General features: G+C 61.1%; 17 protein-coding genes. 13 read left to right on the top strand and 4 right to left on the bottom strand.

Annotation, left to right across the window (positions count from 1 at the left end; genetic code table 11):
* Nucleotides 1-50: 50 nt before the first annotated feature.
* Both ACQ4WY_RS05310 and ACQ4WY_RS05305 read left to right on the top strand, forming a co-directional pair.
* Nucleotides 51-629: a DUF1415 domain-containing protein gene (locus ACQ4WY_RS05310; RefSeq protein ID WP_423245198.1), complete on the top strand. Its 579-nt coding sequence runs from the start codon at nucleotides 51-53 to the stop codon at nucleotides 627-629.
* A complete protein-coding gene (locus ACQ4WY_RS05305) occupies nucleotides 629-823 on the top strand; it encodes a DUF1289 domain-containing protein (RefSeq protein WP_034779267.1) in 195 nt (64 codons plus the stop codon). The genes ACQ4WY_RS05310 and ACQ4WY_RS05305 overlap by 1 nt, the downstream gene beginning before the upstream one ends.
* Before the next feature lie 167 nt (nucleotides 824-990).
* On the opposite strand, the gene ACQ4WY_RS05300 is transcribed toward ACQ4WY_RS05305, so the two are convergent.
* On the bottom strand, nucleotides 991-1,497 hold the full coding sequence (locus ACQ4WY_RS05300) for a DUF1993 domain-containing protein (protein WP_436503121.1): 507 nt from the start codon (nucleotides 1,495-1,497) through the stop codon (nucleotides 991-993).
* A 261-nt stretch (nucleotides 1,498-1,758) separates the two neighbouring features.
* Between ACQ4WY_RS05300 and ACQ4WY_RS05295 the strand changes: the two genes are divergently transcribed.
* Entirely contained in the window at nucleotides 1,759-4,884 is a 3,126-nt protein-coding gene (locus tag ACQ4WY_RS05295) for a sensor domain-containing protein (RefSeq protein ID WP_436503120.1), read from the top strand.
* A gap of 10 nt (nucleotides 4,885-4,894) precedes the next feature.
* Nucleotides 4,895-7,168 carry a xanthine dehydrogenase family protein molybdopterin-binding subunit gene (locus tag ACQ4WY_RS05290; protein ID WP_436503119.1) on the top strand — a complete coding sequence of 758 codons (2,274 nt, stop codon included), beginning with the start codon at nucleotides 4,895-4,897 and terminating at the stop codon, nucleotides 7,166-7,168.
* 6 nt (nucleotides 7,169-7,174) lie between these two features.
* Here the strand turns inward: ACQ4WY_RS05290 and ACQ4WY_RS05285 are convergent, their stop codons facing one another.
* Nucleotides 7,175-7,603, bottom strand: coding sequence for a thioredoxin family protein (locus tag ACQ4WY_RS05285; RefSeq protein WP_436503118.1), 429 nt, complete (start codon nucleotides 7,601-7,603; stop codon nucleotides 7,175-7,177).
* A gap of 278 nt (nucleotides 7,604-7,881) precedes the next feature.
* Here ACQ4WY_RS05285 and ACQ4WY_RS05280 point away from each other — a divergent pair, with 278 nt between their 5' ends.
* Complete coding sequence (locus ACQ4WY_RS05280) at nucleotides 7,882-8,799, top strand: 23S rRNA (adenine(2030)-N(6))-methyltransferase RlmJ (RefSeq protein WP_034749665.1); 918 nt, start codon at nucleotides 7,882-7,884, stop codon at nucleotides 8,797-8,799.
* 59 nt (nucleotides 8,800-8,858) lie between these two features.
* Here the strand turns inward: ACQ4WY_RS05280 and ACQ4WY_RS05275 are convergent, their stop codons facing one another.
* Both ACQ4WY_RS05275 and ACQ4WY_RS05270 read right to left on the bottom strand, forming a co-directional pair.
* Nucleotides 8,859-9,608 (bottom strand): SAM-dependent methyltransferase, encoded by a 750-nt coding sequence (locus ACQ4WY_RS05275; RefSeq protein ID WP_436503117.1) that lies wholly within the window; start codon nucleotides 9,606-9,608, stop codon nucleotides 8,859-8,861.
* 18 nt (nucleotides 9,609-9,626) lie between these two features.
* Complete coding sequence (locus ACQ4WY_RS05270) at nucleotides 9,627-10,235, bottom strand: Maf-like protein (RefSeq protein WP_436504394.1); 609 nt, start codon at nucleotides 10,233-10,235, stop codon at nucleotides 9,627-9,629.
* Nucleotides 10,236-10,470: 235 nt separating this feature from the next.
* Here ACQ4WY_RS05270 and ACQ4WY_RS05265 point away from each other — a divergent pair, with 235 nt between their 5' ends.
* From ACQ4WY_RS05265 to fabF, 8 genes are all read left to right on the top strand, one after another.
* Complete coding sequence (locus ACQ4WY_RS05265; protein ID WP_353660875.1) at nucleotides 10,471-10,968, top strand: YceD family protein; 498 nt, start codon at nucleotides 10,471-10,473, stop codon at nucleotides 10,966-10,968.
* A 313-nt stretch (nucleotides 10,969-11,281) separates the two neighbouring features.
* The gene (gene rpmF / locus ACQ4WY_RS05260; RefSeq protein WP_034749653.1) at nucleotides 11,282-11,464 is read left to right on the top strand and encodes a 50S ribosomal protein L32; all 183 of its coding nucleotides are present in this window, start codon (nucleotides 11,282-11,284) and stop codon (nucleotides 11,462-11,464) included.
* A 208-nt stretch (nucleotides 11,465-11,672) separates the two neighbouring features.
* Nucleotides 11,673-12,740, top strand: coding sequence for a phosphate acyltransferase PlsX (gene plsX, locus ACQ4WY_RS05255; protein ID WP_353660876.1), 1,068 nt, complete (start codon nucleotides 11,673-11,675; stop codon nucleotides 12,738-12,740).
* 15 nt (nucleotides 12,741-12,755) lie between these two features.
* Nucleotides 12,756-13,754 (top strand): beta-ketoacyl-ACP synthase III, encoded by a 999-nt coding sequence (locus ACQ4WY_RS05250; RefSeq protein WP_353660877.1) that lies wholly within the window; start codon nucleotides 12,756-12,758, stop codon nucleotides 13,752-13,754.
* Between the two features lie 32 nt (nucleotides 13,755-13,786).
* On the top strand, nucleotides 13,787-14,728 hold the full coding sequence (gene fabD, locus ACQ4WY_RS05245) for an ACP S-malonyltransferase (protein ID WP_436503116.1): 942 nt from the start codon (nucleotides 13,787-13,789) through the stop codon (nucleotides 14,726-14,728).
* Between the two features lie 49 nt (nucleotides 14,729-14,777).
* Complete coding sequence (gene fabG, locus ACQ4WY_RS05240; RefSeq protein ID WP_353660879.1) at nucleotides 14,778-15,521, top strand: 3-oxoacyl-ACP reductase FabG; 744 nt, start codon at nucleotides 14,778-14,780, stop codon at nucleotides 15,519-15,521.
* Between the two features lie 178 nt (nucleotides 15,522-15,699).
* Complete coding sequence (gene acpP, locus ACQ4WY_RS05235) at nucleotides 15,700-15,939, top strand: acyl carrier protein (RefSeq protein ID WP_008449912.1); 240 nt, start codon at nucleotides 15,700-15,702, stop codon at nucleotides 15,937-15,939.
* 29 nt (nucleotides 15,940-15,968) lie between these two features.
* Complete coding sequence (gene fabF, locus ACQ4WY_RS05230; RefSeq protein WP_070280213.1) at nucleotides 15,969-17,219, top strand: beta-ketoacyl-ACP synthase II; 1,251 nt, start codon at nucleotides 15,969-15,971, stop codon at nucleotides 17,217-17,219.
* Nucleotides 17,220-17,258: the final 39 nt, after the last annotated feature.

The raw sequence follows: 17,258 nt of genomic DNA, 5'->3' as shown, positions 1-17,258 counted from the left end.
TTGGCTTTGGCCGGCCATTCGGCTGCCGGTCGCCTTATTGATAGAGAGTCATGCATATGAACACCCCGCCGCGCCACGACGACGACAATGCCGTCATCATCGCCAATACCGTTGCCTGGCTGGAAAAGGCCGTGATCGGCCTGAACCTGTGCCCGTTCGCCAAGGCCGTGCACGTCAAGAAGCAGATCCGCTATGTGGTGTGCGAATCGAGCAATCCGGAAGATTTGCTGGCGATGCTGATGGACGAGCTGCAAACCCTGGCCGACACGGATCCCGAGCAGATCGACACGACCTTGCTGATCCACCCGTACACCCTGAACGATTTCCTCGACTATAACGAGTTTCTCGATGTGGCCGACGCGGCCGTGGAAGACATGCACCTGGCAGGCGAACTGCAAGTGGCCAGTTTCCACCCGAACTACCAGTTCGCCGAGACGTTCGAGGACGACATCAGCAACTACACCAACCGTTCGCCCTACCCGACCTTGCATCTGCTGCGCGAAGACAGCATAGAGCGCGCCGTCGAGGCGTTCCCGGAAGCGTCGGAAATCTTTGACAAGAATATTGCCACCCTGGAAGCGCTGGGCACCGAAGGCTGGGAAAAGCTCGGCTTGCCGAAGGTGTCCTGATGGCTGACAAGGAATTGCCGCCCCGTCCCGATACGCCCTGCGTGGCCGTGTGCTCGACGACCTTCGATGAAATCTGCCGCGGCTGCGGTCGCAGTGTCGTGGAAGTGGCCCACTGGGTGTCGATGACGGATGAGGAGAAGGAAGTGGTATGGGTGCGGATTCTGGCGCAGGGGTACCCGCGCCGGAATACTTAAATAGCGAGGCAATAGAGCAATATCAAGCGGTATTACTCTATAGCGTCGACGCTTAAGCAAATCGTAGCGAGCGGCGATGATTTTTGGCTAAGAAGCGCAGCCGTACTGAAGTACGGCGAGCATCGCAGGCCGCAAAGCGCGCCGCGCAGTAGATTTGCTTATGCGTCTCAGTAGCTGCCGATGAAGTCTTTCTTGCCCACTTCGATGCCGTTATGGCGCAGGATGTCGTACGCCGTCGTCGCGTGGAAGAAGAAGTGCGGCAGCGCGTAGTGGAACAGGTAGGTCTGGCCCGTGAAGTGCTTGGTCTTTTCGCCGCTGCCGGTGGTGATGGCGCGCGTTTCGCTGCCGTCGATGTCCGCTTGCGGCAGGCTTTCCAGGAAGGCGATGGTTTTCACGATGCGCGCTTTCAGCTCTGCAAAGCTCTGTTCGCTGTCTTCATATGGTGGCACGGCCACGCCGGCCAGGCGCGCGCCGCAGCCTTTGGCGAAGTCGGTGGCGATCTGGATCTGGCGCACGAACGGCAGCATGTCCGGGAACAGGCGGAACTGCAGCAGGGCGTTCGGGTCGATTTTCTTGTCTTGCGCGTGCGTTTCCGCCTTGTCCAGGATGGCGGCCAGGCTGCTCAGGATCTGTTTGAAGACGGGGATCGAAGCGGAGTAGATGGAGAAGGTCATGGTGGTTCCTCTAGATAAAGTGGCGCGATGATAGCAAGCTGCGCGTTTTTCTGCTGGCGTCGGCCGGACGCGCCGGTCTGCGTGTGGTTTTTCAACCCTGTCTATATGACATGAGGTGGCCGCTGGTGTGTGTTTATTGGTGACTTTTCCCGCTTTTTCCATGCATAATTGCCCCTGATAAAGTTTCTTCCCGCCTGACCACCCGAATTCCCCTGTAAAGTTCAATGATCGCCCGCCTGATCCCTGTCGCCCTGTTGCCGCATGTTTAATTCACCTTATCAGCGCCTGCGCGCCAGCCTGCGTGTGCTGTTCGGCTCGTCGATCTATGGCGCCTTGCTGCTGGTGGTATTTGGCGGCCTGGTCGTACCCGCCATCTTCGGCAGCTATGTGCTGGTCGGCGTGCATGAGCGCCAGTCGGCGCGCACCAGCCTGAACGAGGCTTTGCAGCGCAATGCCGACATCCTGGCGCTGGGCATGCAGGAGTCGCTGTGGAACATGAATGCGGAATCGGCCCATTCGCTGGTCGAGTCGGTGATGCGCGACCGCGCCGTGCTGCTGGTGAAGGTGCTGGGGCAGGGCGACACTGAATTCATCAGCTTGCAGGCGCCGCAGCGGCCCGTGGGCAATCTGTACCGCGCCGAGCGCGACATCCTCGTGCGCGGCGAACGCATCGGCCACGTCGTCGTCGAGATGGACGATGCGCGCAGCCAGCAAGAGCTGCGCGAAAAGCAGATATCCTATATTTTCGTGCTGGGCGCGCAGCTGGCCGTGTCGATGGCGCTGATCGTGCTGTTCCTGAACCGCCGCCTGCTCAAACCCCTGCGCCGCCTGACGCGCTTTTCCGACCGCCTGTCGCACGGCGATTTCGACACGCCCCTGGCCTCGCACAGCAATGACGAACTGGGACGCCTGACGGGCCAGCTCGAGCAAATGCGCGCGGCCATCGGCCAGCTGTTCGAGGATGTGGGCCAGCGCGAAGAGCGTTTCCGCACCATCGTCACGCAGGTGCCGGGCGCCGTCTTCCGCTACCGGCCCGATGGCCCCATCGATTTCGTCAGCGATGCCATAGAAGAGATTTCCGGCTATTCGGCGCGCCAGTTCATGCGCGGCACCACGCATGCCTGGGCCGACCTGATCTGCCCGGAAGACCGCCGCGAGCACCGCAGCGCCGTCCGTCAGGCCGTGCACGACGTACGGCCGTATGCGCTGGAATACCGCATCATCGACGCTTTCGGCATCGAACGCTGGGTGGCCGAGAATGGCCAGCCGCAGGCGGGCGAGCAGGGCGTCATCTGGGTCGACGGCATCATTGCGGACATCAGCCAGCGCAAGCACCACGAAATGCGCATCGAAGCGCTGCTGACGGAGCAGAGCGCGATCCTCGATAACGTGATGTTCGGCGTGATGTTCGTGCGCCACCGCCGCATCATTTCTGTCAATCGCCGCTGTGAGGAACTGTTCGGCTACGACCATGCCGAGATGACGGGCAGTTCGACCGCCATCGTGTTTACGAGTTCGTATGCGTTCGACGAGGCGGGCGAGCGCCAGTATCCGGTGCTGGGCATGGGCGGCGATTTCAGTGAGGAGCGCCAGTACAAACGGCGTGACGGGAGCCTGTTCTGGGCGCTGGTGAGCGGCTGCGCGCTCGATCCGCTGCGCCCCAACGAAGGCAGCATCTGGGTGTATGCCGATATCACGGCGCGCAAGGAAGCCGAGGAAAAATTGCGCCTGTCGGCCACCGTGCTCGAACACATCGCCGACGGCGTGATGGTGGTCGATCCCAGCGGCATCATCGTCACCGTCAATCCCGCCTTCACGCAGATCACCGGCTATACCGAGGCCGAGGCGGTGGGCCAGCACTCTGCGCTGACACGCTCGGCGCGCCACGACGCGGCGTTCTACGAGGCCATGTGGAAGGAATTGAAGGCCAGCGGTTTCTGGCGCGGCGAAATCTGGCATCAGCGCAAGAACGGCGAACTGTATCTGGAGTGGTTGACCATCAGCGCCGTGCGCGACGCGCGCGCCGGCACCACGCATTACGTGGGCGTGTTCAGCGACATCACCCTGGTCAAGGAATCGCAGGAAAAGCTCGACCACATGGCCCACCACGATCCGCTGACGGCGCTGCCGAACCGCCTGCTGTTCCACGACCGCCTGCAGCATGCGCTGCTGTGCGCCGCGCGCGAGCAGGAGCAACTGGCCGTGCTGTTCATCGACCTGGACCGTTTCAAGAACGTCAACGATACCCTGGGCCACCATGTGGGTGACGAACTGCTGCAAAAGGTGGCCGGCCAACTGGCGGCCCGCCTGCGCGAGGGCGATACCCTGGCGCGCCTGGGCGGCGACGAGTTCATCGTCCTGCTCGAACGCATCGACGGCGAATATGGCGCGACGCAGGTGGCGGAAAAGCTGATGACCATGTTCGACCAGCCGTTCACGGTGGCCGACCACGAACTGTTCGTCACCTGCAGCGTGGGCATCAGCCTGTATCCGGACGATGCGCTGGACTTGAACATGTTGATCCGCAATGCCGACGTGGCCATGTACCAGGCCAAGGCGCGCGGGCGCAACGGCTACCGCTTCTATGCGCCGTCGATGACGGGCGAAGGCGTCGAACGGCTGCGCCTGGAAACCTTTTTGCGCCGCTCGATCGAGAAAAACGAGATGTTCCTCAATTATCAGCCGCAGGTGGAAATCGACACGGGCCGCCTGGTCGGCGTCGAGGCGCTGGTGCGCTGGAACCACCCGGAATTGGGCCTGGTGCCGCCGGCGCGCTTCATCCCGCTGGCCGAAGACAGCGGTTTCATCAACCAGCTGGGCAAATGGGTGCTCGACGAAGCGTGCCGCCAGATGATGCGCTGGCAGGCGCAGGGCTTGCACGTGCCGAAGATGGCCGTCAACCTGTCGGTGAAGCAGTTCGAGCGGGGCAGCATCGCCGGCATGGTGGCCGCCATTCTGAAGGAAACGGGCCTGGAGCCGCAGCGCCTGCAGCTGGAAGTGACGGAGTCGGTGATCATGAATACGGGCGACGCGCTGGGCTTCATCAACGACTTGCACGCCATCGGCGTGGGGCTGGCCATCGACGATTTCGGCACCGGTTATTCCTCGCTCGCGTATCTGAAACAGCTGCCCGTGCAGACCCTGAAGATCGACCGCTCCTTCATCAAGGACATCTCGACGGACGTCAATGATGAAGCGATAGCGATTGCCATCATCCAGCTGGGCAAGAGCATGCAATTGTCGGTGATTGCCGAAGGCGTGGAGACGGAAGAGCAGGCTGCCTTCCTGCTGCGCCATGGATGCAAGCTGGCGCAAGGTTATTTTTATAGCCGCCCGGTGCTGGCGCAGGATATGCTGGAGCGCTGGATCGATCATTCACCACTATAAAGGACAGCCCATGGCCGCACAATCTTCCCCGTCGCGCCGTCGTTTCCTGCTCGGCGGCCTTGGTCTCGGCGTGGCCGGCGTGGGCGCCCTGGTGCTGGGCTGGGGCGTGCTGCCGCCGCGCCAGCGCCTGCGCGGTAGCGCGCCGCTGCCGCTCCAGGATGGCGCCGTGGCGCTGAACGGCTGGCTGGCCATAGGCACGGATGGCAGCGTGACCTTGGCCATGCCGCGCAGCGAGATGGGGCAGGGCGTACACACGGCCTTGCCGATGCTGGTGGCCGAGGAACTCGATGTGCCACTGTCCAGTGTCAAACTGATCCAGGCGCCCATGGACAAGATATTCGGCAATGTCGCCATGCTCCAGGATGGCTTGCCTTTCCACCCGGACGACCAGGGGCGCCTGAAGGCCTTGGCCCAATGGACGGTGGCCAAGGCGGCGCGCGAACTGGGTGTGATCGTCACGGGCGGTTCGTCGAGCGTGAAGGATGGCTGGGGTCCCATGCGCGAGGCGGGAGCGTCGGCGCGCGCCATGCTGGTAGGCGCCGCCGCCGCATTGTGGCAGGTACCTGTCGCGCAGTGCCGTACGCAGGATGGCGCAGTGCTGCATCCGGACGGCCGGCGCGCCAGCTACGCCAGCCTGGCGCAGCGCGCCGCCGCCATCGACCCGGGCACGCCCGTGCTGAAATTGCCGCAGGATTTCAAACTGATCGGCCAGCCGACGCCGCGTCGCGACACGCCGTCCAAGGTGAACGGCAGCGCGCGGTTCGGCATCGATGCGCGCCCGCCCGGCATGCTGTATGCGGCCCTGCATCTGCCGCCGCGCCTGGGCGATGTCCTGGCCGCGTTCGACGCCGCGCCCGTGCTCGCCATGCCTGGCGTCAAAAAGGTGCTGGACCTGACGCCGCACCTGGCCCAGCGTAGCGTCTCGTGCGCCGCCGTGGTGGCAGACACCTGGTGGCGCGCCAAACAGGCGGCGGCCGCCTTGCCGACGCAGTGGAAGGCCGGCCCGCAAGCGAACTTGTCCAGCGCCGGCGTGTATGCGGAGTTTTCCCGCCTGTTGGATAGCGAAGCGGGCCATGTCTACCACGCCAGCGGCGAGGTGGAGGGCAAGGTCGCGCAGGGTTTGCGGCAGGTTACCGCCGAGTACCGCGCGCCTTTCCTCGCGCACGCCGCCATGGAGCCCGTCAACTGCACCGCGCAAGTCAAAGATGGCAAGGTGATGCTGTGGGTCTCGACGCAGGCGCCCGGCATCGCCGTCGACGTGGCGGCGAAAGTGGCCGGCGTCGATGCGAAGGACGTCAGCATCGAGGTGCTGCTGCTCGGTGGCGGTTTCGGCCGCCGCCTGGAAGTGGACATGATCGCCCAGGCCGTGGCCATCGCGCTGCAGTGCGGCGGCGCGCCCGTGCAGCTGGTGTGGACGCGCGAACAGGACACAAAGCACGATATGTACCGTCCCGCTGCGCTGGCCCGCTTTACGGCCCGCCTCGATGAACACGGCCGCATCGCTTCCTGGGACAATAAATCCGTCAGCGGGTCCATCACGCACCAATTTTTGCAGCGTAATTTCGGCTTGCCCGGCGCGGGGCCGGACAAGACCACGGCCGAAGGCGAATTCGACATGCCGTATGAAATCGCCAACCAGCGCATCGCCCACGTGATCGCCGACAGCCCCGTGCCGATCGGTTACTGGCGCTCGGTGGGTCACTCGCACAACGCTTTTTTCAAGGAAAGCTTTATCGACGAACTGGCGCATGCCGCGGGGCAGGACGGCATCGCCTTCCGCCGCGCCATGCTGGTCAAGCATCCGCGCCATCTTGCCGTGCTCGATGCGGCAGTTGTCAAGGCGGGCAGTCCTCCGCCCGGCCATGCGCATGGCGTGGCCTTGCATCAGTCGTTTGGCAGCATCGTGGCGCAAGTGGCGCAGGTATCGGTGGAAAACGGCGAGATTCGCGTGCAGCGCGTCGTGTGCGCCATCGATTGCGGCATCGCCGTCAATCCGAACATCATCGCCCAGCAGATGGAGTCGGCCGTGCTGTTCGGCCTGTCGGCGGCGCTGGGCGGCGAGATCACCTTCAAAGAAGGGAAAGTCGAGCAGGGCAATTTCCACGACTATCCCGTGCTGCGCATGGGGCAAACGCCCGAGGTGGAAACCGTGATCATCGCCAGCGCCGAGCATCCTGAAGGCGTGGGCGAACCGGGCACGCCGCCGATTGCGCCGGCCGTGGCCAACGCTGTGTTCAGTTTGACGGGGAAACGGCTGCGCAGCCTGCCGCTGCGTCTGGCTTGAGGTGGATCAGGCCAGGGTGGATGCCAGCAGAGTGCGCAGATTGCAGTCGCGCTGCCAGTCGCGCCGTTCCTGCGTGCTGCTGGCCAGCGCCGCCAGTTCGTCCCCGCTGAGAGCCTGCTGCGCCTGCACCATGCGGTGCGCCAGGCCGCCGTCCGGCAGCACGGTGCCGAAGAATGCCACGTTGTCCTCGTGCTGGATCAGCAGGGTGGGGAAGTTGTCGATGTCGAGGTCGCCCACCACGTCGGCCTGGTCTTCGATGTCGATCCAGACGAATACCGTTTCCGGGTGGCGCGCGGCCAGTTCCTCGAACGTGGCGCGGTAAGTGCCGCAAGTGCCGCACCACAGCGCGCACAGGCAAGCCACCGTCCAGCGCGGGCCGGCCAGGGTTGCCGCAACGTCGGCGCGGTTATCGGTCGTGAGGGTCAGGCTGTGCATGGCTGTATATATTAGTAGGCGGATGGGCGCGGGGCGCCCGATGCGCGTATTCTACCGCGCCCGGCCGCCACAGTCCCGAGAATGGATGGGCTTGTTTATCCGTGTTTTTTGATGCAATGCACCTTTCTGGTGGATAATGCTGCTTATTGCGCGCTGATTACGCTGGTCCATGCTGTTTCCTGGCCCTGCAGCCTGACCCCTCCAGTCTGTTTTCATGCCCTGCCCGGTGTCAGCGCAGCCCCGCCTTTGTTTATTTTTATTATGGAATTAGCCAGCTTATGTTGAGTTACCGCCACGCCTTTCACGCGGGTAATCACGCCGATGTGTTGAAGCATTATGTGCAGATTCAGTTATTGCAATATCTGAATCAAAAAGATACCGCCTATAGTTATATCGATACCCACTCCGGCGCGGGCGTGTATGCGCTCGACGGTGGTTATGCCTCGAAAAATGCCGAGTACGAAACGGGTATCGCGCCCCTGTGGGACCGCACGGACCTGCCGGCCTCGCTGGCCGAGTACATGAAGCTGATCAAGGAAATGAATCCGAGCGGCAAGATGCGTTACTACCCGGGTTCGCCGTACTGCGCCGACAAGGTCAGCCGCGAGCAAGACCGTCTGCGCCTTTTCGAGCTGCATCCTGCCGATGCAAAGATTCTGGCTGACAACTTCCGCAAGGTCGAGGCGCATGCGCTGGCCCAGGGCGAGCGTCCTACCGTGCGCGGCAAGCGCGTGCTCATTACCAAGGCCGACGGCTTCCAGAGCCTGAAAGCCCTGCTGCCGCCGCCATCGCGCCGCGCGCTGGTCCTGATCGACCCGCCGTACGAAGACAAGATGGATTACCGCAAGGTCAAGGACACCCTGGCCGACGCCCTCGTGCGCTTTCCGTCCGGCATGTATGCCGTCTGGTACCCGGTGCTGCAACGCATGGAATCGCGCCAGTTCGCCGACAAGCTGAAGCAACTGCCCAGCTCGGACTGGCTGCACGTGACCCTGACGGTCAACACCCCGTCGCCGGACGGTTTTGGCTTGCACAGCAGCGGCATGTTCATTTTGAACCCGCCGTACACCCTGGAGCCGATGTTGCGCGAAGTCATGCCGTACCTGGTCAAGGTGCTGGGCCGCGACGATGGCGCGAAGTTCGTGCTGGAGACGGGCAAAGGCGGACAGAAAAATACCGGTACCCGTCGCGTGTAGTGACTGTCGTAGTGGGATAATGCAAACGCCACGGCTAATGTGTCCGTGGCGTTTGTCGTTTACTGGCCCAACAACAAGAACACTGTCGGTTTCTTGTGGAAGTCAGGCGCCTTGCCGGCGGCCAATTGTTTCTTCCATTGTCCGCCATTCCACGTTTGCACGCTTTCCGTGTCCAGGCTCAGGTCGGTGGCGACGCAGATCAGGGTCGACGGTGCGCATTGCGCCACCAGTGCTTCGAGCATGGCGGCGTTGCGGTACGGCGTTTCGATGAACAGCTGGGTCTGCTTTTCATTGCGCGAACGCACTTCCAGTTCCTTGATGCGCTTGGCGCGCAGGGCGGCATCGGTGGGCAGGTAGCCGTTGAAGGCGAAGCTTTGGCCGTTCAAGCCGCTGGCCATCACGGCAAGCAAGATCGACGAGGGCCCCACCAGCGGGCGCACTTTGATGCCGTGCTGATGCGCCAGGCGCACCAGGTCGGCGCCGGGATCGGCCACGGCGGGCACGCCCGCTTCCGAGACGAGGCCCGCATCGCGGCCCGCCAGCAGGGGCGCCAGCAAGCCGGCCAGCGCTTGCGCCGGGGTATTCACGTTGAGTTCGGAAATCGTGATTTCCTGCAGCGGCTTGGCCAGCGGATGCTGGTTGCCGATCAATTTCAGGAAGGCGCGCGCCGTCTTGGCGTTTTCCGCGACGAAATAATCGAGTTGCGAGGTGATTTGCCGCACCTGCTCGGGGATGATGTGGGCCAGCGGGTCGTTTGCGCCATCGGACAGGCCGAGGTGGTTGGGAATCAGGTACAGGGTGCCGGTCATATTCTTCTTGTGGATAAATTAAATGGTAAAAAACGTCACGCCCGCCTTGCGCAGCATGCCGGTCAGGGCGATCAGCGGCAAGCCGGTGAGGGCGGTCGGGTCGGTGGTGGCTATGCGTTCAAGCAGGGCGATGCCCAGGCCCTCGTTCTTGGCGCTGCCAGCGCAATCATACGGTTGCTCGATGCGCAGGTAGGCGTCCAGATCCGCATCGGGCAAGCTGCGCACGGTGACGAGGGTCTGGATATCTTCCACTTGCGCCACGGCGGGCGACTGGCGCCCGTCGAGCAGGCACAGGGCCGTATGAAACACGGTCTGGCGCCCGCGCATGGTTTGCAGTTGCAGCAGGGCATTTGCATGGTTGCCCGGCTTGCCGATCTGCGCGCCGTCCAGGGTGGCGACCTGGTCGGAGCCGATGACGAGGCTGCCAGGGAAGCGGTCGAGCACGGCTTGCGCTTTCGCTTGCGCCAGGCGCAGGGCTGTGGCGCTGGGGCTTTCATCTGGCAGGGGGCTTTCGTCGAGATCGGGCACGGCCACCTCGAAAGGCAGGCGCAGGCGCTCCAGCAATTCCTTGCGGTAGGTCGAACTCGATGCAAGAATCAAGCGCAATGGGGCGGAAGTTGGTATCATTCGGTAATCGATGGGGGCCGGCATGGCCTCGCTAGTCGGTGTAAGTATGTGCGTCATGGGAATTCCAGTGGAATTCCGGGGCGCGGGGCCTGTCAATGAGGCTCCAGGCGGCATGGCGATGTGGTTGGTGTGTTGATAAATATGCCAATCAGTGCGTCAAAAAAGATGCTTAGCCTTTGACTCGGTGCTAAAAACCCTGTTATTATCGCAGGTTTTCCGGGGAAATTTTCTACCAATGAATGCTTTTGTGATCGACGCCTTTGATTTTTGTCGTATCAGCGGGAGCCGCGAGGGTGTAACTCCTGTCGCTGAAATGACCCGGTTGACCAAGGATTGTGCAGATAGTTCCGGCGAGATCGCCTGGAAGATCGTCGGCGGCACCAGCAAGCTGGGCTACCCACAACTGACCTTGTCGGTCAACGGCACCGTTCAGCTGGTTTGCCAGCGCTGCCTGACTCCGTATGCTTACGCAATTGATTCGACGACCACTCTGATGCTGGGCAAGGATGACGAGCATGCGGACGAGATCGAAGAAATCATCAACGATGAAACGATCGACGTGATCGTCGGCAGCCGCAACATGGATGCCGCGGCCCTGATCGAAGATGAAGCCTTGCTGGCACTGCCGCAGGTACCCAAACACGAGGTTTGCCCCGATACGGCGCAACTCGATGCTCTCAAGACTGAAAAGAAGTCGCCGTTTGCGGCCCTGAAAGACTTGAAGCCAGAATAAGTAGTGTAAGAAAGGAAGCCTTAAAAAACCGTAGCGAGCGGCCCGATATCGTCTTGAGTAGCGCAAGCGTACGAAGGTACGCTGAGCAACGCCGAGGCGATAGCGGGAAGCGCAGTAGGTTTTTTATGCTTCCTGTAAAGAACGTGTCAAACGCGTGTAGTAATCGAGTATGGCAAGTGTAGTGAAATGTAGTGTAATAAACGATGTCGGTCCGGGCTATTTTCGGGTAGTCTTTGCCGCTGGGATACTCGATTAGCATGTATTTGCCAATCGATTGTGCTAAAATTTTAGAACTTATGTATTAGGAGTCATCATGGCAGTTCAACAGAACAAGAAAACCCCTTCCAAGCGCGGCATGCACCGTTCGCACGACTTCCTGGTCGCGCCGCAATTGAGCGTCGAGCCAGTTACCGGCGAAACACACATGCGTCACCATATCAGCCCTAACGGCTTCTATCGTGGCCGTAAAGTGTTGAAGACCAAAAACGACGAGTAATCGACGTTTTTGTTGGGTAAGATGAAAGCGGTGTTGCGTGGTTATTCGGCGTGGCGCCGCTTCTTCTTTTTTATCGGCTGCAATTCATCTTGCGCACCCGTCATTTTGAATCAAGCTTGCCAGAGCTGTGGTCGCATGTGCCGCCTTGGTATGCTCCAGTCCGATTCACATCTTGCCGCAAGCCCACAGCGGTACTGAATCAAAACAAATGACAATCAAAATTTCTATCGACTGCATGGGCGGAGATCACGGTCCCTCAGTCACTATCCCTGCAGCAATTTCCTTCGTAAGACATGAGCCTGAAGCCGAACTGATCCTTGTTGGATTGGAAGACGTGATCCGTGCCGAACTGAAAAAACATAAAGCCGACACGCATCCGCGCCTGTCGGTATTGCATGCCTCCGAACAAGTTACCATGGACGATCCCCTGGAAGTGGCCCTGCGCCGCAAGAAGGATTCCTCCATGCGCGTGGCCATTGAACAGGTCAAGAGCGGCGTGGCGCAAGCCTCCGTTTCCGCCGGTAATACGGCAGCCCTGATGGCCGTGTCGCGCTACGTATTGAAAACCATGTCCGGCGTCGACCGCCCGGCCATCTGCAGCATCTTGCCGAATCAAAAGAATGGCCCCACCTACATGCTGGACCTGGGCGCCAACGTCGATTGCGAACCGCATCACTTGCACCAGTTCGCCATCATGGGTTCCGTGCTTGTTTCCGCCATGGAAGGCATCGAGCGCCCCACGATCGGCTTGCTGAACGTGGGCACGGAAGATATCAAGGGCAATGAAGTGGTGAAACTCACCTCAAAGCTGCTGCAGGCCGACCACGAGCGTGGCGCGCTGAACTTCTACGGCAACGTGGAAGGCAATGATATTTTCAAGGGCACGACCGATATCGTCGTCTGCGACGGTTTTGTCGGCAATGTCACCCTGAAAGCCATCGAAGGCCTGGCGCGCTTCATGAAAGACGTGCTCACTTCCGAATTCAAGCGCAATCCCTTGACCATGCTGGGCGCGCTGATCGCCCGCGGGGCCCTGAAAGCCATCGGCAACCGTTTGAACCCATCGCGTTACAACGGCGCCAGCCTGCTGGGCTTGCGTGGTCTCGTCTTCAAGAGCCACGGCAGCGCCGATGCCTATTCATTTGAATGGGCCTTGCGCCGCGCCTTTGATGCGGCAAAAAATGACGTGCAAGCACACTTGGCCAGCCTGATCGCCGAGCTGATGCCGCGCACGCCAGTACCGGACGAACCTACATCAACAAGCTCTACCATTTAGTGGACGGGTATTTGCATGACTGTTTTTAGCAAAACTTACAGCAAAATTATCGGTACCGGCAGCTACTTGCCGGAGAAGCGCGTCACCAACCAGGATTTGACCGAACAGCTCGCCGCCAAGGGCATCGAGACCTCGGACGAATGGATAGTCTCGCGCAGCGGCATTTCGGCGCGCCATTACGCGGCGCCGTCGCAAAACTCCTCGGACCTGGGCGTGGAAGCGGCCAAGAAGGCCCTGGAAATGGCTGGCCTGAACGGCAACGATCTGGACCTGATCATCGTCGCCAGCTCGACTCCCGATTTCTTCGGCAGCTTCCCCAGCACCGCCTGCATCGTGCAAAACAAGCTGGGCATCACGAATAACTGCGCCGCCGTCGACGTGCAAGCTGTCTGCAGCGGCTTCGTGTATGCGGTCGCCACGGCTGACAGCTTCATCCAGTCGGGCATGCATAAAAACGTGCTGGTGATCGGCGCCGAAGTGTTTTCGCGCATCCTCAATTTCGACGACCGCGGCACTTGCGTGCTGTTCGGCGACGGCGCCGGCGCCATCGTCATGACGGCCTCCACCGAGCCGGGCATCCTGGCCACCAAGCTGCATGCGGACGGCCGCCACTCGAACATCCTCAGCGTGCCGGGCAGCCTGGCTGGCGGCGCGCTGGAGGGCAGCGCCTTCCTCTACATGGATGGCCCGGCCGTGTTCAAGCTGGCCGTGTCCGTGCTGGAAAAGGTTGCGCACGAAGCCCTGGCGCACGCCAATATGACCTCGGACCAGATCGACTGGCTGATCCCGCACCAGGCGAACATCCGCATCATGAACAGCACGGCCAAGAAGCTTGGCTTGCCGCTGGAAAAGATGGTCGTCACGGTGGATCAGCATGGCAACACCTCGGCCGCCTCGATTCCGCTGGCGCTCGACATCGCCGTGCGCGATGGCCGCGTCAAGAAGGGCGACAACGTCATGATGGAAGGCGTGGGCGGCGGCTTTACCTGGGGCGCCGTGCTGGCGCGCATGTAATCCCGCAACACTATTAAAAAAACGGAGTCGACATGACACAATTTGCATTTGTTTTTCCAGGCCAAGGCTCGCAAGCGATTGCGATGCTCGACGGTTTCGCCGGCAACCCCGTGGTTGCGCAGACCGTCGCCGAAGCGTCGGACGCCCTGCAATTCGACCTGGGCAAGCTGATCGCCGAAGGTCCGAAGGAAGAGCTGGACCTGACCACCAACACGCAACCCGTGATGCTGACGGCGGCCGTAGCCTTCTACCGCGCCTGGCTGGCGGCCGGCGGCCCCGTGCCGACGGTCGTGGCCGGTCACAGCCTCGGTGAATACTCGGCGCTGGTTGCCGCCGGCGTCATCTCGTTCAAGGACGCCGTGCCGCTCGTGCGTTTCCGCGCGCAAGCCATGCAGGAAGCCGTGCCCGTCGGGCAGGGTACGATGGCCGTCGTGCTGGGCCTGTCGGACGACGACGTACGCGCTGTTTGTGCGGAAGCGGCGGCGGAAAATCCGGCCCTGGTGGTCGAGCCCGTCAATTTCAATGCGCCTGCGCAAGTGGTCATCGCCGGCCATACGGCGGCCGTCGAGCGCGCCTGCGAACTGGCCAAGGCCAAGGGCGCCAAGCGCGCCATGAAGCTGCCCGTCTCCGCGCCATTCCACTCGTCGCTGCTGAAGCCGGCATCGGACCGTTTGCGCGAGTACATGGCCGGCTTGACGTTCTCGGCGCCGCAAATCGCGCTGATCAACAACGTCGATGTGGCCATCGTCAACGATGTCGCCGGCATCAAGGATGCGCTCGTGCGTCAGGCGGCCAGCCCCGTGCGCTGGGTGGAAACCATGCAGAAAGTGGCGCTTGACGGCATCACGCAAGTGATCGAATGCGGTCCGGGCAAGGTCCTGATGGGTCTGGCCAAGCGCATCGATCCCGTGCTGGTGGGCGACGCCATCGTCGACCAGGCTTCACTCGAACGTATTTTGACGCAGCTCAAATAAACATCAGATCGCGGCAGGCTGTTTGCCGCGGTTGCTCTTAAGGATACTCATGAATTTAGCAAATCAAGTCGTGCTGGTCACGGGCGCCTCGCGCGGCATCGGCCGCGCCATCGCCACCGAACTGGGCAAGCAGGGTGCCACCGTGGTCGGCACCGCGACATCGGAAAGCGGCGCGCAAGCCATCACCGATTACCTGGCCGCCGAAGGCGTGGCGGGCAAGGGCCTGGTCCTGAACGTGACCGATGCGGCGCGCTGCGCGGCCGTCGTCGAGGAAGTGCAGAAAACCTACGGCAGCCTGTCGATCCTGGTCAACAATGCGGGCATCACGCAAGACCAGCTGGCCATGCGCATGAAGGATGAAGAGTGGGATAGCGTGATTTCCACCAACCTGTCGGCCGTCGGCCGCCTGTCGCGCGCCGTGTTGCGCGGCATGATGAAAGCCAAGGCAGGGCGTATCATTAACATTACGTCGGTGGTGGCCTCGTCGGGTAATCCGGGGCAAATGAATTACGCGGCGGCCAAGGCCGGCGTGGAAGGCATGAGCCGCGCCCTGGCGCGCGAAATCGGCAGCCGCAACATTACCGTGAACTGCATCGCCCCGGGCTTCATCGATACCGACATGACCAAGGCCCTGAGCGAAGAGCAGCACGCGGCCCTGTTGACGCAAATTCCCCTGTCCCGCCTGGGCAAACCGGAAGACGTAGCAGCTGCGGTGGCCTTTTTGGCCTCGCCGCAAGCGGCGTATATCACGGGCACAACCCTGCACGTGAACGGCGGAATGTACATGAATTGATGTGAAAGCTAGACAGGGCGGGCGTTTGTGGCATGATTCAACGGCCGTTTTTGTCTATAATCGCATCTTTTAGCAGCAGCTTCGGTTGAATTAGCAGCAGACACCGAAATTAGTATTCGGACGCGCAAACCTGATAAAATGCGCGCACTTTCCGTAACACACACTTTGGAGCCATAACATGTCGGATATCGAACAACGCGTTAAGAAAATCGTCGCTGAGCAACTGGGCGTTGCAGAAGCAGACATCAAAATCGAATCCTCTTTCGTCGACGATCTCGGCGCCGATTCCCTGGACACCGTGGAACTGGTCATGGCCCTGGAAGACGAATTCGAAATGGAAATCCCTGACGAACAAGCTGAAAAAATCACCACCGTGCAACAGGCGATCGACTACGCCACCGCACACGTCAAGGCCTAAGCCTGTCTGACCGACTTCAGGAGAATCGCTTGAGCCGTTCTAAAAACCGTCGTGTTGTTGTCACCGGCCTGGGCTGCGTTTCACCTGTCGGCAATACTATTGCCGAGGCGTGGGGCGCAATCATTGAAGGTAAATCCGGCATTGCCACGATTACCAAGTTCGATGCACTGCCATTCACCACGCATTTTGCTGGTGAAGTCAAAGGTTTCAATATCGAAGAGTACATCTCCGGTAAGGAAGCCCGCCACATGGATACCTTTATCCATTACGGCATGGCTGCAGGCATCCAGGCGATGCAGGACTCCGGCCTGGAAGTGACCGAAGAAAACGCCGAGCGCATCGGCGTGATCATCGGTTCCGGTATCGGTGGCTTGCCGCTGATTGAAGAAACCAAGTCCGAGTACGAAAAGCGCGGTCCGCGCCGTATCTCGCCATTTTTCGTGCCTGCCTCGATCATTAACATGATCTCTGGCAACCTTTCGATCAAATATGGTCTGAAGGGCCCGAACCTGGCGATCGTTACAGCGTGTACCACCGGTTTGCACAGCATCGGTGCCGCAGCGCGCATGATCGAATACGGCGATGCCGACGTCATGATTGCCGGCGGTGCTGAATCGACCGTGTCGCCACTGGGCTTGGGCGGTTTCGCTTCGGCGCGTGCCTTGTCGACCCGCAACGACGATCCGGCAACGGCATCGCGTCCGTGGGATACCGACCGCGACGGCTTCGTGCTGGGCGAAGGCGCTGGCGTCATGGTGCTGGAAGAGTACGAGCACGCGGTGGCCCGTGGTGCCAAGATCTATGCCGAAGTGCATGGTTTCGGGATGAGCGCAGATGCTTATCACATGACCTCGCCGCTGGAAGATGGTAGCGGCGGCAGCAAATCGGTGATCGCGGCCCTCAACAACGCTGGCTTGAACGCGGATCAGATTCAGTACCTGAACGCGCACGGCACGTCGACCCCGCAAGGCGACGTGGCGGAAGTGATGGGCATCAAGCGCACCTTCGGCGAGCACGCCAAGAATCTGGTCGTCAACTCGACCAAGTCGATGACGGGCCATTTGCTGGGCGGCGCGGGCGGTCTGGAAGCGGTGTTTACGGTCTTGGCATTGCACCATCAGGTGTCGCCACCGACCATCAACATCTTCAACCAGGATCCGGCGTGCGACCTTGATTTCTGTGCCAACACGGCGCGTGATATGAAGATCGATTATGCAGTGAAGAATTCGTTCGGCTTCGGCGGAACGAATGGCACGCTGATTTTCGGTAAAGCGAAATAAGCAAGAACTTTCAAGCGCTCGCTACGGTCAAACCGTAGT

The organism is Janthinobacterium salmonicoloratum (genome assembly GCF_051380845.1).
GTDB classification, from domain to species: domain Bacteria; phylum Pseudomonadota; class Gammaproteobacteria; order Burkholderiales; family Burkholderiaceae_D; genus Janthinobacterium; species Janthinobacterium lividum_F.
This window is presented reverse-complemented; position numbering and strand designations above follow the sequence as displayed.